At 73.7% G+C, this 12834-nt stretch carries 7 protein-coding genes; 4 read left to right on the top strand and 3 right to left on the bottom strand.

Features of this window, described 5'->3' with window-relative positions; all coding sequences use genetic code 11:
* Positions 1 to 95: 95 nt before the first annotated feature.
* Complete coding sequence (locus AB0K17_RS06870; protein WP_365982336.1) at positions 96 to 6401, bottom strand: beta-ketoacyl synthase N-terminal-like domain-containing protein; 6306 nt, start codon at positions 6399 to 6401, stop codon at positions 96 to 98.
* Positions 6402 to 6770: 369 nt separating this feature from the next.
* Here AB0K17_RS06870 and AB0K17_RS06865 point away from each other — a divergent pair, with 369 nt between their 5' ends.
* The 4 genes from AB0K17_RS06865 (at position 6771) to AB0K17_RS06850 (ending at position 10429) form a co-directional block, all read left to right on the top strand.
* Complete coding sequence (locus tag AB0K17_RS06865) at positions 6771 to 7445, top strand: 4'-phosphopantetheinyl transferase superfamily protein (RefSeq protein WP_365964709.1); 675 nt, start codon at positions 6771 to 6773, stop codon at positions 7443 to 7445.
* A gap of 147 nt (positions 7446 to 7592) precedes the next feature.
* Entirely contained in the window at positions 7593 to 8267 is a 675-nt protein-coding gene (locus AB0K17_RS06860) for a TetR/AcrR family transcriptional regulator (RefSeq protein WP_365964638.1), read from the top strand.
* Positions 8264 to 9943 carry an MFS transporter gene (locus AB0K17_RS06855; protein ID WP_365964639.1) on the top strand — a complete coding sequence of 560 codons (1680 nt, stop codon included), beginning with the start codon at positions 8264 to 8266 and terminating at the stop codon, positions 9941 to 9943. Before AB0K17_RS06860 ends, AB0K17_RS06855 begins: the two co-directional genes overlap by 4 nt.
* A 153-nt stretch (positions 9944 to 10096) precedes the next feature.
* The gene (locus AB0K17_RS06850; protein ID WP_365964640.1) at positions 10097 to 10429 is read left to right on the top strand and encodes a DUF6204 family protein; all 333 of its coding nucleotides are present in this window, start codon (positions 10097 to 10099) and stop codon (positions 10427 to 10429) included.
* Between the two features lie 64 nt (positions 10430 to 10493).
* On the opposite strand, the gene AB0K17_RS06845 is transcribed toward AB0K17_RS06850, so the two are convergent.
* Positions 10494 to 11855 carry an acyltransferase domain-containing protein gene (locus AB0K17_RS06845; protein WP_365982335.1) on the bottom strand — a complete coding sequence of 454 codons (1362 nt, stop codon included), beginning with the start codon at positions 11853 to 11855 and terminating at the stop codon, positions 10494 to 10496.
* A complete protein-coding gene (locus tag AB0K17_RS06840) occupies positions 11852 to 12811 on the bottom strand; it encodes a methyltransferase domain-containing protein (protein ID WP_365982333.1) in 960 nt (319 codons plus the stop codon). The genes AB0K17_RS06845 and AB0K17_RS06840 overlap by 4 nt, the downstream gene beginning before the upstream one ends.
* Positions 12812 to 12834: the final 23 nt, after the last annotated feature.

The following is a 12834-nucleotide window of genomic DNA, read 5'->3' as shown; positions in this document are numbered from 1 at the left end:
GTGTTCTCTCCCGGTGATCGGCGATGCGACGGAGCGTGAAGCGGCCCGGGCGCACCGGGTCGGGGGTGAAGCTGGAGGCTGGAGTCAGGCGAAGGTCAGGTGAAACTCAGGTCGAGCCGGGCCGAACGGACCGGCGGTGCCGCGTCGGGGCCGGGCGCGGCGGGCAGGCGCCAGAACCGTCTGCGGCGGTAGACGGGCGGATCCAGCGGCGCCCTGCCCGGCTCGCCCGGCGTGCCGGGCCCGAGGACGACATGGGCGTTGGTGCCGCCGAAGCCGAAGGCGCTGACGGCCACCCGGCTGCCGGCCGGCAGGTCCGCGACCTGCGTGACCGGGAAGAACGGCGACTCCTCGAACGCGAAGCGCGGGTTCGGGCGCCGGCAGTGCAGGGTGGGCACGAGCCGGCCGTGCCGCAGCATCTGCACGGCCTTGATGAACCCGGCCACGCCGGCCGCGCTCAACAGGTGTCCCATCGTGCTCTTGACACTGCCGATGCCGCAGTAGCCCCGGTCGTCCGTGTACGTGCGGTGGACGGCCGTCAGGGCCTGCAGCTCGATCGGGTCGCCGATCATCGTGCCGGTGCCGTGCGCCTCGACGTACCCGATGGACCGCGCGTCGATCCCGCCGCGGGCGAGCGTCCCCGCGACCAGGGCACGCTGGGCGGCGCCGCTGGGCGTGGTGTGCCCCATGGTCCGGCCGTCGTTGTTGACGCCGGACGCCTCGACGACGGCCAGGACGCGGTCGCCGTCGCGCAGGGCATCCTCCAGCCGCTTGAGCAGCACCATCCCGGCACCCTCGCCGGGGACGAGACCGTCGGCGGCCTCGTCGAAGGTACGGCACCGGCCGCTGGGCGACAGCGCCTTGCCGGCGCTGAGCATGAGGTAGGGCTCCTCGTCGAACAGCAGGTCCACTCCCCCGGCCAGCGCCATGGCCGACTCGCCCGTCGCCAGGCTCTGCGCCGCGAGGTGAATGCTCACCAGCGACGAGGAACAGGCGCTGTCGACGACGAGATTGGGACCGGTGAGGTCGAGGAAGTGCGAGATGTGCGCGGCGACGAAGTTCTGGTTGACACCGGCGATGTACGCGCGCGTGGGCGGCTGCAGGTGCGCGCGGTGGTTGCCCGTGCGCGTACCGACGAAGACACCCACCGGGCGACCGCGCAGCTCGTCCTCGCGGTACCCGGCGTCGCGCAGGCACTCGACGGAGACCTCCAGCGCCTTGCGCGCCAGCGGGTCGAGGTGACGTGCGCCCTCGTCGTCGAAACCGAAGAACTCCGGGTCGAACAGGGCCGCGTCCTCCAGGAACCCGCCCCACCGGCTGCGGCTGCGGCCGGGCGCGTCGTCGGGGCTGTAGAGAGCCCCGACGTCCCAACGATCGGCAGGCACCTCGGTGACCACGTCACGCCCTGCCAGCAACACCTCCCACAACGCGGCGGGATCGGCGGCACCGGGCAGACGGCACCCCATGCCGATGACGGCGATGGGCACGGGCTTCCCACCGGACGCGGCGAGCGCTTGCGCGGGGGCTGCGGCGGGCCCGGTCGGCCGGGGGGCCGCGACGGCCCCGGGGGCCGTAACCGGAGCGGTGGCGGGCGCGGCATCCGGCCCGGCGGCCGGGGTGCCCGGCCCGGGAGCCGGGTTGGTGGCGGACGCGCCGAGGGCCGCGGTGAGGTCGGGGGCCGGGGCAGCGAGCCCCGGCGCCGAGGCGCCGAGGGCGGCGGCGAGACCGGCCAGGGTCGGGTGGTCCTGGAGCAGGCTCGGGTCGACCGGATGCCCGAGCTCGACCTCCAGCTCCCGGACGAGTTCGGCCATCAGCAGCGAGTCCACACCGACGTCACCGAGCACGGTGTCGGGGCCCAGCAGGGCCGCGTCGACCCTGGTCGTACGGGCGACGACGGCAACCAGCCGGTCGAATCCGACGGCCGCGGCCACGGCCGGGGCGGGGTGTCCCTCACCGGGGGACGGCACGGCGTGGCCGCCGCCGGTGGACGGGACGGACCACGACGAGTCGACGGGCGCGACGCCCGAGGTGAACTGCCCGGCGCCGACGGGCGCAAAGGACTGCACCGAGTCGCCCGACTCGACGCCCTGCACAGGGTGACCGGCCCCGCCGGACGCGGCGGCCGGCGCCACCGAGTGGCCGGCACCGGCGGATGCCACCGGCTGCGCCGGGCCGGCGTGGCCGCCGGCGGACAGCGCCGGCAGCACGTGGTCGGCAGACGCGCCGCCCGGCGCAAGGGGGCCGGCGCCGCCGGCCGCGGCGGCCGGTGCCGGGCATCCCGGCGCCAGGTACAGCTCGTCCGTCGCCACCGCCGACCGCTCCACGCGGCACGGCAGCAACACCGGTTCGCCGGGCGTGCGCAGGGCGAGGTCGAGGAGTTCCAGGGCGTCGTCCGGGGTCAGGTCCGGGATGCCGAGGGCGGCGGCGGCGCTGGTGCGGTCGGTGCCCATGCCCACGCCGCGCCACAGCGGCCAGCGCAGGGAGCGCACGGTGCAGCCAGGTGCGTCGCCGTGGTCGGTGGCGAAGTCGTCGAGGACAGTGTTGGCGGCCGCGTAGTCGAGGTAGCCCGCGCCGAGGCGCGGTGCGGCGGCGGCCACCGAGGAGAACAGCACCATGAGGCGCGGCGGTTGCTGACCGAAGGCGGACCACAGTACGCGCAGGCCGTCGGTCTTGGGCCGCAGCACCTGGGCGATGTCGTCGGGGGTGCGGGAGAGGAAGGAGGTGGGGCGGTCCATCACGCCGGCGCAGTGGAAGACGGCGTGGAGGCCGCCGGCCTGCTTCCTGACCCGGCCGATGAGCCGGCGCAGGGAGGTGACGTCGTCGAGCGCGTCGGTGCGCACGGTGAGCGTGACGCCGCGTTCGACGAGGGCGAGCAGGGCGGTGAGGCGTTCGCGCAGGGCGGGGTCGGTCGCGGGGTCGGTGGCGAGGGCGGCCCACTGGTTGCGTACGGGCATGCGGGAGCGGCCGACGAGCACGATGTGCCGGGCGCCGCGGTCGGCGAGGTGGGCGGCCAGGCGCAGGCCGATGCCGCCGAGGCCGCCGGTGATGAGGACGGCGCCCCGGTCGATGCCGGCGAGGAGGTCGTCGCCGGCCGGTGCGGGGGCGAAGGCGGCCACGGGGCGGTGGCGCCGGGGGCCCTCGTAGCGGATCTCGGTCTCGCGGTCGGTCGCCGCGGTCTCGGCGCGGACGGCGGCGGCGAGGTCGGCGGTGCCGCCGTCGACGCGGACGGTGCGCCCGTGGACGGTGGTGAACTCGCCGGACAGGGAGCGGTAGAAGCCGGCGACTTCGGAGCGCCGGGCACCGCTGACGTGCACGCATCGCAGCCCGGTGCGGGGGACGGCGGCGAGCACCTGCTGCAGCAGGAGGACGCGTTCGGCGACCAGGGTGCCGGGTGCGGTCCAGTCGACCAGGTCGACGATGCCGGTGAGTCCGTGCAGGTCGGGCAGCGGGTCGCCGGGTGCGTGGGCGACGGCGCGTTCGCCGAGCACGGTGCGGGCGAGATGCGGGTCGGTGGTGACGACCAGGAGCCGGCCGTCGTGGGTGGTGCCGGGTGCGGGCGCGTCCTGCCAGGTGGTGGTGAGGAGCGCGGCGCCGGGCACGGGCGCGGCCCAGTGCTGGTTGCGGGCGAAGGGGTAGGTGGGCAGCGACACGGGCGGGGCGTCGGGCACGGGGTGGCTGTCGGGGTCGATGTCGGTCCGCGGTGCGGTTCCGTCGAGCACCGCGGCGAGTCCGGCGGCGAGTTCGCCGAGGTCGGCGGCTTCGACGGCGATGCGGCAGGGCAGGTTCGCGCGGCCGGTCCGCATGGTCCGGGCGATCGAGGCGAGCGGTGGGGCGTCGGTGGAGCGGACGACGTCCAGCAGGGCGGCCACGGCCTGCCGCAGGGCCTGCGGGGTGCGGGCGGAGACGGGCACGACCACCGGGGCGCCGGTGTCGGCTGCGGCCGGCGTGATGGGGGCCTCCTCCAGGACGACGTGGGCGTTGGTGCCGCCCATGCCGAAGGAGCTGACGCCGGCGCGGCGCGGGGCGCCGCCGGCGGGGGCCTGCCATGTCTCGCGGGAGAGTTGCAGGCGCAGGGGCGTGCCCTCGGTCTTGATCATGCGGTTGGGCCGGCGGACGTTGCGGCTGGCGGGCAGGGTCCGGTGGCGCATGGCCAGGATCACCTTGATCATGCCGGCGACGCCCGCGGCCGATTCCAGGTGCCCGATGCTGGTCTTGACGGAGCCGACGCCGCAGTGGGGTGCGGCGGGGCGCGGGTGGCCCCACTGGTCGTAGAGCCGCTCGAACGCGGCGACCATGCCGGAGATCTCGACGGGGTCGCCGAGCCGGGTGCCGGTGCCGTGGGCCTCGAGGTAGCCGATGGTCGCGGGGTCGACGCCGGCCTCGTTGTAGGCGGTCACGAGCAGGTCGGCCTGCGCGTCGGGGTTGGGTGCGGTGAAGGACTGCGCCTGGCCGCCGTGGTTGACGGCGGCGCCGCGGATCACGGCGTGGACGCGGTCGCCGTCGGCGAGGGCACGGTCGAGGGGCTTGAGCAGCAGCGCGGCCACGCCCTCGCCGCGGACGTAGCCGTCGGCGTCGTCGTCGAAGGTGTGGCAGCGGCCGCGCGGGCTGAGGACGCCGGTGCGCTGGTAGGCGCGCTGCCGGGCGGGGTCGGCGAGGACGTTGACGCCGCCGGCGAAGGCCTGGTCGCACTCGCCGGCGCGCAGGGCGGCGACGGCCTGGGCGACGGCCACCAGGGAGGAGGAGCACAGGGTGTCGACGGCGACGCTCGGTCCGCGCAGTCCGAGGGCGTAGGAGACGCGGTTGGCGACGAGGGAGGGGGAGACGGCGACGCTGAGGTGGGGCTCGTCGTGGCCGGCGTGTTCGGCGAGGACGGCGGCGTAGTCGGAGTGGCATACGCCCGCGTAGACGCCGGTACGGGTGCCGGCGAGGGCTGCGGGGTCCACTCCGGCGTCCTCGGCGGTCGCCCAGGCGACCTCCAGCAGCAGCCGCTGCTGGGGGTCCATGAGGGCGGCCTCGCGGGGGCTGATGGAGAAGAACTCGTGGTCGAAGCGGCGGATGTCGTCGAGCAGGGCGGCCCGGCCGATGAGGCCGGGGTGCGCGGTGGCGTCCCAGCGGTCGGCGGGGATGTCGCGGACGGCGTCCTCGTCGCGGCCCAGCAGTTCCCACAGCTCGGGCACGCTGGGCGCGCCGGGGAAGCGGCCGGCCATGCCGATGACGGCGATCGGTGCGCCGGCGCCGGAGGCGGGTGCGGCCGGGAGGGGGGCGGGGGCCGGTGCGGGGCGTTCGCCGCGCAGCACCCGGGCCATGGCGGCGACGGTGAAGGCCTGGAACATGGTGCTGGGGTCGATCTCCAGCCCGGCCTCGTCGGCGGCCCGGACGGCGGCCTCCGACAGCGCGAGGCTGTCGAGCCCGTGCGGTCGCAGGTCGTCGTCGACGGTCAGCGAACCGGCCGGTTGCTCCAGCACACGCTCCATCACCGGCAGGAGCAGGGCTTCGACGTCGTCGGGCACGGGCGCCGTCCCGCGGGGCGCCTGGGGGCAGGGCGCGGCCACGGCCGTGCTCCCGTTCCACAGCGGCGCGTAGTCGCCGGGGCCGGTGAGGGCCTTGACGGTCCGTATGCGGGCGAGCGGCCTGCCGTCGCGCTCGCGCAGTAACGACGACGTCAGGACGATGCGGTCGTCCCCTGCGGGCCGGCAGTCGTCCAGGCGGTAGCGCACCGCCTCGTCGAGGCCGCAGTTGCCGAGGTAGACGATGTCGCGGGAGAGGGTCGCGGCCCCGGTGGCCCATTCCGCGCCGGGCACGCGCGACTGCGCGAACTTGCGCTCGCCGCGGTCGTTGATGTGCGGGTACGACGCGAAGTACAGCAGGCCGGCGGCGTTCACGTCCGCGAACGGGTTGAGTTCGTAGGTGTCGCTGTACAGGCCCGCGCCCTCGGGGGCGAGCGACCGCTGGGCGAGGAACTCCTCGTGGAAGCGCAGGTGGCCGGCGTCCGGCTCGGCGGCCGCGGTGCCGCCCGGGTGCCGCGGCGTCGCGGGGACCAGCCAGTTGCCGGTGCCCCGGCGGACGAAGGAGGTCAGCAGCCGGACGTCGACGTGTGCGGTCGCCGTGGCGAAACGGATGTCGCCGACGAAGGTGTGCTCGTCGAGGCGGCTCAGGGTGCCGCTCAGTTCGCCCTCGTCGTGCTCGGCGAAGGATTTCAGGGAGTCGCCGGCGGTGACGGCGGCGCGGACGAAGGCGGGCAGCAGCCGGACGCCGTCGGCGTCGGTGAGCTGTGCGACGGGCAGTCCGAAATGCTCCCCGATGAGCGCCCAGTGGATGTCGCCGGCTTCGCGCAACAGCCAGTTCTCGGACAGACCGCCGATGGACAGGGCGGGCAGACCCAGGACGACCGGGCGGGTCAGCATACGGTCGCGGACATGAGCCGGAGGCCCGGCGTGAACGTGCAGGAGCCCCGGTCCCGAGAGAGCCCTGGCCTGCGGCAGTGCTGAATCATCACATCCCCCACGTGCGATGCATTGCCCTGTGGGGGCCCTTGGCGGTGCGGCGGTCAGCCGTGGCGGCAGGGCCCGGAAGTTCGGGTTTCGGCGTGCGGGTCCAACCTCCCCTGCCCAGGCTGGAAATCACGCGTCGACAGCACGCATCTTGGCCGATCATGAACGCTTCTGCAAGGTACGCTTCCGTTCATGACGGGGAATCAGCAGACGGATTGCTGCCCAAACGGTCCGATACGGACATCACACGCGGCCACGGCCCCCTTCCCCGCCGGAACCGACCTGCTCAGAGGGCTGTTGCCGGATATTGTCACCGTGGAACTGTTCTCCGATCCCCCGGGCGTCCACCTGCATCCGCAGGAGGCCGCCGTGGTGGCGCGCGCGGTGGACAAGCGGGTACGGGAGTTCACCACCGTCCGGCTGTGCGCCCGCTCCGCGCTGGCGGAGCTGGGGGTGACCCCGAGCCCGATCCTGCCGGGCCCCAAAGGCGCTCCCATCTGGCCCGACGGCGTCGTGGGCAGCATGACCCACTGTGACGGCTACCGTGCGGCGGCGGTCGCCCGAAGGACCCGGGTGGCCTCGGTCGGGATCGACGCCGAGCCGCACGCCCCGCTGCCCGCGGGTGTGGAGAAGCTGGTGGCGCTGCCCGAGGAACGGCGCATCCTGGACCGGCTCACCGCCTCACATCCGGACGTGGCGTGGGACCGGCTGCTTTTCAGCGCCAAGGAGAGCACATACAAGACATGGTTCCCGCTGACCGGCCGCTGGCTGGATTTCGGGGACTGCGTCATCACCCCCGATCCCGAGCAGGGCACCTTGCGTTGTGAGCTGAAGGTGCCCGGTCCGGTGGTCGGCGGCCGGCAAATCGACACCTTCACCGGCCGCTGGTGCACGGCCGTCCGCAACGGCATCCGATACGTCGCAACTGCCGTCGTGGTCCCGGCCGCAGGCCGCTGAGGCACCCTCGCCACGAGCCGGTCACCCCGCCCTCCGGCGGGGTGACCGGCTCTTTTTGCCTGCCCTTTTGATTGACCGTCAGGCAGCCGTCGGATGCGGGCCGGATACAGATCTGTATTGGGATACAGTCCTGTATCCGAACGGTCCTTGAAGGAGGCGATCGCCATCACCAGGCGGCTCACCCGGCAGCAGAGCCGGGAACTCACCCGGGAACAGCTCCTGCGGTCGGCGGCCGAGCTCTTCGCCGAGCAGGGGGTCAGCGGAACGTCCGTCGAGCAGATCGTGGAGAACGCCGGCTACACGCGCGGCGCGTTCTACGGCAACTTCGACGGCAAGCACGAGCTCGTCCTGGCCCTGCTCGAACAGCGCTCCCAGCGCGAGCTGGCGGAGATCCAGGAGATGACCAGCAGCGCCGGGACGTTCGACGAGATGATCGAGCACCTGCGCTCCTGGCACCGCCGGCGGGACGGCAATCTCACCAGCTGGCTCGCCCTGCGCACCGAACTGTGGCTGTACGGCCTGCGGGACCCCGAACTGCTGCCCCTGCTCGCGGACCGCGAACGCCGCTCCCGGGCGGCCATCGCGGGCGCGCTGGAGCAGGGCTTCGCCGCACGCGGCGTCACTCCCCCGGCGCCCGTCGCACTGCTCGCCCTGGTCGTGCACGCCCTCGACGACGGCCTGTCCGTCCAGCGCGCGCTCTCGCCCGCCGACAGCACCACCGACACGGTCGTGGACGTGGTGGAACTCCTGATGAAGTCCTGGACCGCGCTCGCACGCACCACCGAGTCCCGTGCACCCGACACCGTGGAGAGGAACCCATGAGCAAGGCAGGACAGGCGGAGCAGCCGGCCACCGCCGGACCACCCGTCACCCCCGAAGCGCCCGAGCCGGACCCCAAACGCTGGCTCGCCCTCGCCGTCCTGCTGGTCGCCACCTTCATGGACCTGCTGGACGCCAACATCATCACCGTGGCGATCCCCGCCATCCAACGCGACCTGGGGGCCTCCGCGGTCGCCGTCCAGGCGATGACCGCCGGTTACACGCTGAGCTTCGCCGTGTTACTGATCACCGGCGGCCGGCTCGGCGACATCTTCGGCCGCAAGCGGATGTTCCTCACCGGCGTCGCCGGCTTCGTCGTCGCCTCCGCACTGTGCGCCGCGGCACAGAGCACCGAGATGCTCGTCGCCTCCCGGGTGCTGCAGGGCCTGGCCGCGGCCGTCATGGTGCCCCAGGTACTGGCGCTCATCCACGTCACCTTCGCGCCGCAGGAGGTGGGGCGCGTCGTCAGCCTGTACGCCAGCATGATCGGCCTGGCCATCGTCTGCGGCCCGGTCATCGGCGGCGCCCTGGTCGACTGGAGCCCCCTCGACCTCGGCTGGCGCAGCATCTTCGTGGTCAACCTCCCGGTCGGCGTCGCGGCCCTGGTGGGCGCCTGGCGGTGGATGCGCGAGTCGAACTCCCCGCACGCCAAGCGGCTGGACATCGTCGGCATGCTGCTGGCGATCGGCGGGTTGCTGCTGCTGATGCTGCCCCTGACGCTGGGCCGGGAGCTCGGCTGGCCCGCCTGGAGCATCGTCTCGCTCGTGGCAGCGGCTCCCGTCGGGGTGGCGTTCGTTCTCTACGAGCGCCACAAGACCCGCAAGGACGGCTCGCCGCTGGTGACGCTGTCGCTGTTCAAGGTCCGCGCGTTCGGGGCGGGCATCGGCGTGCAGCTGCTCTTCAGCGCCGTGCCCGCGGGTTTCTTCCTCAGCTGGACGCTCTACCTGCAGGGCGGCCTGGGCTGGTCGGCCCTGCACACCGGTCTGACCGCCGTGCCGTTCTCGGTGTGCGTCCCGCTCGTCGGCAGCTTCGCCGTGCGCCGGCTCTCCCCGCGCTACGGACGGTACTGCCTGCTGGCGGGTGCGCTGATGATGCTGGCGGGCATCGCCTCGTACGCCTGGGCGGCCGACCGTGCGGGAGCCGACATCACCTCCTGGCACGCCGTCCCGTCCATGATCCTGCTCGGCTCGGGCATGGGCCTGCTCATGCCCCCGCTGACCGCGCTGGTGCTGCGGGAGGTCACCCCGCAGGAGGCCGGTGCCGCGTCCGGCATCATCAACGCGACCGGGCAGCTCGGTGCCGCCCTCGGCGTGGCGATCATCGGCGGCGTCTTCTTCTCCGCCCTGGGCGCCAACGCCGGCCCGCAGGCCGACCGGGCGCTGCCCGAGCACCGCGCGGTGGCACCGCAGCACGTGACGGCCGTACGGACGTGTGCGACCGACTCGCTCGGCCAGGACGACCTGGCCAAGGTGCCGCGCAGCTGCACCGTGCTCCTCGACGGCGCGGACGCCGGCGGCCGGGAGGCGATCACGGGTGCGCTCGGCGACATCCGCGGGCGGACGTTCCAGACCACGTACAGCGAGACGCTGTACTGGACGGCCGCCGGCCTGATACCGGTGACCGGTCTGCTGTTCCTGCTGCCGCACCACCGGGTGCGCAAGCAGGAGGCGGCGGTCTAGGCGCGCCCCGTAGGGGTGCGGGGAACTGCGCGATCGACCACCGTCGGCCCGCAGTCGACGCGCCACTCCAGGGTGCGGGCACGTCGTGGCTTGTCGCGCAGTTCCCCGCGCCCCTGCGGGGCGCTGACGAAGTACATAGGGAGAGCGAGCGTTATGAGCAGCACCACCTATCAGGTCCTCACGCAGGGCCGGTTCGCGGACCTCGACGACGCCCGGCGCGCCGCGCTGGTGGCGAAGGCCGGCGAGCACGACGTGTTCAGCGCCCGGTTCACCGAGGAGGGCACCGTCACCTACGAGCGGCATCTGCGCGGGTTCACCTTCCGCGTGCTGGTCCCCGCCGAGGAGGAGGACACCGAGGCCGTCGTGCACGCGAGGGCCGAGGAGCTGGCCACGGCCGCCGTCCGGGGCCTGGGGGCGGGCTGCCGCGACCTGCGCTCGGTGTCGACGGACATGGCCAGCATCAAGATCAAGCGCAAGGGCCGCTGACGTTTCACGAGCCCTGTACGCCCTGAGGCCCCGCGTCCGTGCCGGACGCGGGGCCTCAGGTCTGTCACGCCAGTGCGGCGGTGGGCACCGGTCTGGGCCGGCGTGCGGCCTCGATCACCGCGGCCTGGTACGGCGTCAGCGAGGCGGCGGGACCGCCCGGGTACAGGACGGCCCAGTCCGGCTCGCGGCCGCAGGCGTACAGCGCGCCGAGCGAGGACAGCATCGAGCGGTGCTCCTCCCGGCGCCGGCCGGAGGGCAGCAGCCACCCCGGCCGCTCGCCGTGCTCGAGGGTCTGCCGCAGCGGGCTGAGCAGCACGGGATGGGCGCTGACCTCGACGAACACCTCGTGGCCCGCGGCGGCCAGGTTCTGCGTCGCGGCGGCGAGCCGTACGGGCTCGCGCAGGTTGCGCATCCAGTACGCGGGTCCCAGCCCGGTGCCCGGCACCGGCTCGGCCGTCACCGTCGAGTACATCGGCACGTCGGTGGCGGTCGGGTGCAGGGACTGCAGGGCGGTGCGCAGGTCCTCGCGCAGTTCCTCGACGTAGTGGCTGTGCGAGGCGACCGTTCCCTTGATGACCCGGCAGTAGACGTCCCGCCGCTCCAGTTCGCCGACGAGCTCGGCGAGCGAGCGCGCGTCCCCGGCGAGCACGGTGGAGCGGGGGCTGTTCTCCCCGGCCACGCTGATCGTGCCGCCGCTGGCCTCGGCCACCGCGCGGGCCTCGGCGGGCGGGAGTTCGGTGACGGCGAGCGCCCCCTTGCCGGCGATCCGGCGCAGCAGTGCACTGCGCCGGCAGGCGATCATCATGGCGTCGCGCAGGGTCAGCGCGCCGGCGGTGTGCGCGGCGGCGATCTCGCCCATGCTGTGGCCGACCACCGCGTCCGGCGTCACGCCCCAGCTGCGCCACAGGGCCGTGAGGGCGATCTGCAGGGACACCATCGTCGGCTGCAGGACGTCGAGTTCGCCGAGCCGGGCCGTCTCCTCGGGCAGCCCCAGCTGCTCGACGGCGGAGAAGCGGGCGAACTCGCGTACGAACGCGTCGCACTGGTGCAGGGTCTGCCGGAACACCGGCTCGGCGGCCAGGAGTTCCCTGCCCATGCCGTACCACTGCGCGCCCTGCCCGGCGAAGACGAACACCAGGCGGGGCCGGCGGGCCGCGACCTCCGCGGGAACGCGCTCGCTCTCCCCCGCGCACACCGCCTGCAGCTGCTGCGCCAGCTCCGCGTAGGAGGCGACGGCGAAGGCGACGCGGTGCGTGCCGGCCGTGCCGGTGGCGGCGTCGTGGCAGTACCGGGCGAGCGACGGCAGCGACCGCCCGGCGCGGATGCGGTCCAGGTGCGCGTACAGCAGGGCGGTGAGGAGCTCCTCGGAGTCGGCGGCGACGGCGAAGAGCCGTGGGCTCCCCGCCCCGGTGTCCGGGCCGTTCACCGGCGGACCGCGATCTGGTGGCGGTAGCTCTCCATCGGCAGGCCGCTCATCCACGGCACGATGCCCAGCTTGCTGAGCACCTTGATGGTGGACGGCGGCTGGTAGCCGGCGAACATGCCGCCGAACATCAGGATCTGGCTGTGCGCGACGACCTGCCGCATCAACGGATTCATCCGCTGCTTGCCCAGCATGGTGCGGAAGTGGCTGCCCTGCGCCATCCGGCGGCGCACCGCCGCGCGGACCCGGTCGGAGATGTCGTTGTCGGCGACCCACTCCAGGCCCTCGGTCTCCTCGGCGGCCTGCCGCATGGTGGCGGTGCGCTGCCGGGTGAAGACGTCGATGTGGCTGAGGTGACCGCCGGGGCGCAGTACGCGCGCGGCCTCGCGCAGGAACTTGCCGAGGTCGGGGTAGGTGTGCGAGCTCTCGATGTTGACGAGCACGTCGACCGAGCCGTCCTCGAACGGCAGGTCCTCCGCGTCGCCGTGGACGAAGCGCAGGCTCTCGCCGCGCGCCAGGGTGGCGCTCGCCCGCGCGACGGCCTTGGGCGAGAGGTCGAGGCCGGTCAGCTGGGCCCCGGGGACGATCCTGGACAGGAAGTTCAGGCCCTCGCCCATGCCGCAGCCGACCTCCAGGACGGTACGGCCGGCGTAGTCGTCGAGGTCGATCGGCAGGTCGCGCAGGGCGAGGAAGTACAGCTGCTCGCTGAAGCCGTCGGTCCAGGGCTCGCCGAAGCCGGGCACGCGGGCCCGGATCTCCTCGGCGATGTCGCGGTCGTACATGCCCCAGTTCCACAGGTCGCCCTTGCCGGAGAGGGTGGCGGCCATGTCGTAGATGGTGGCGCTGGCGGACTTCATGCCGGCGGCCTTCTCCCCGCTGCGGGGAGCTGCGGACTCGGTGAGGTTGATGTCGGCGAGACCGCTGGTGAAGGCGGTCATGACGTCAGGGGTGGCACTCAAGGCGTTACTCCACGATCGACGGG

Source organism: Streptomyces sp. NPDC049585 (assembly GCF_040675615.1).
GTDB lineage: Bacteria > Actinomycetota > Actinomycetes > Streptomycetales > Streptomycetaceae > Streptomyces > Streptomyces luteosporeus.
Note: the sequence above shows the minus strand (reverse complement) of the source record. Positions and strands in the feature narration are given on the sequence as shown.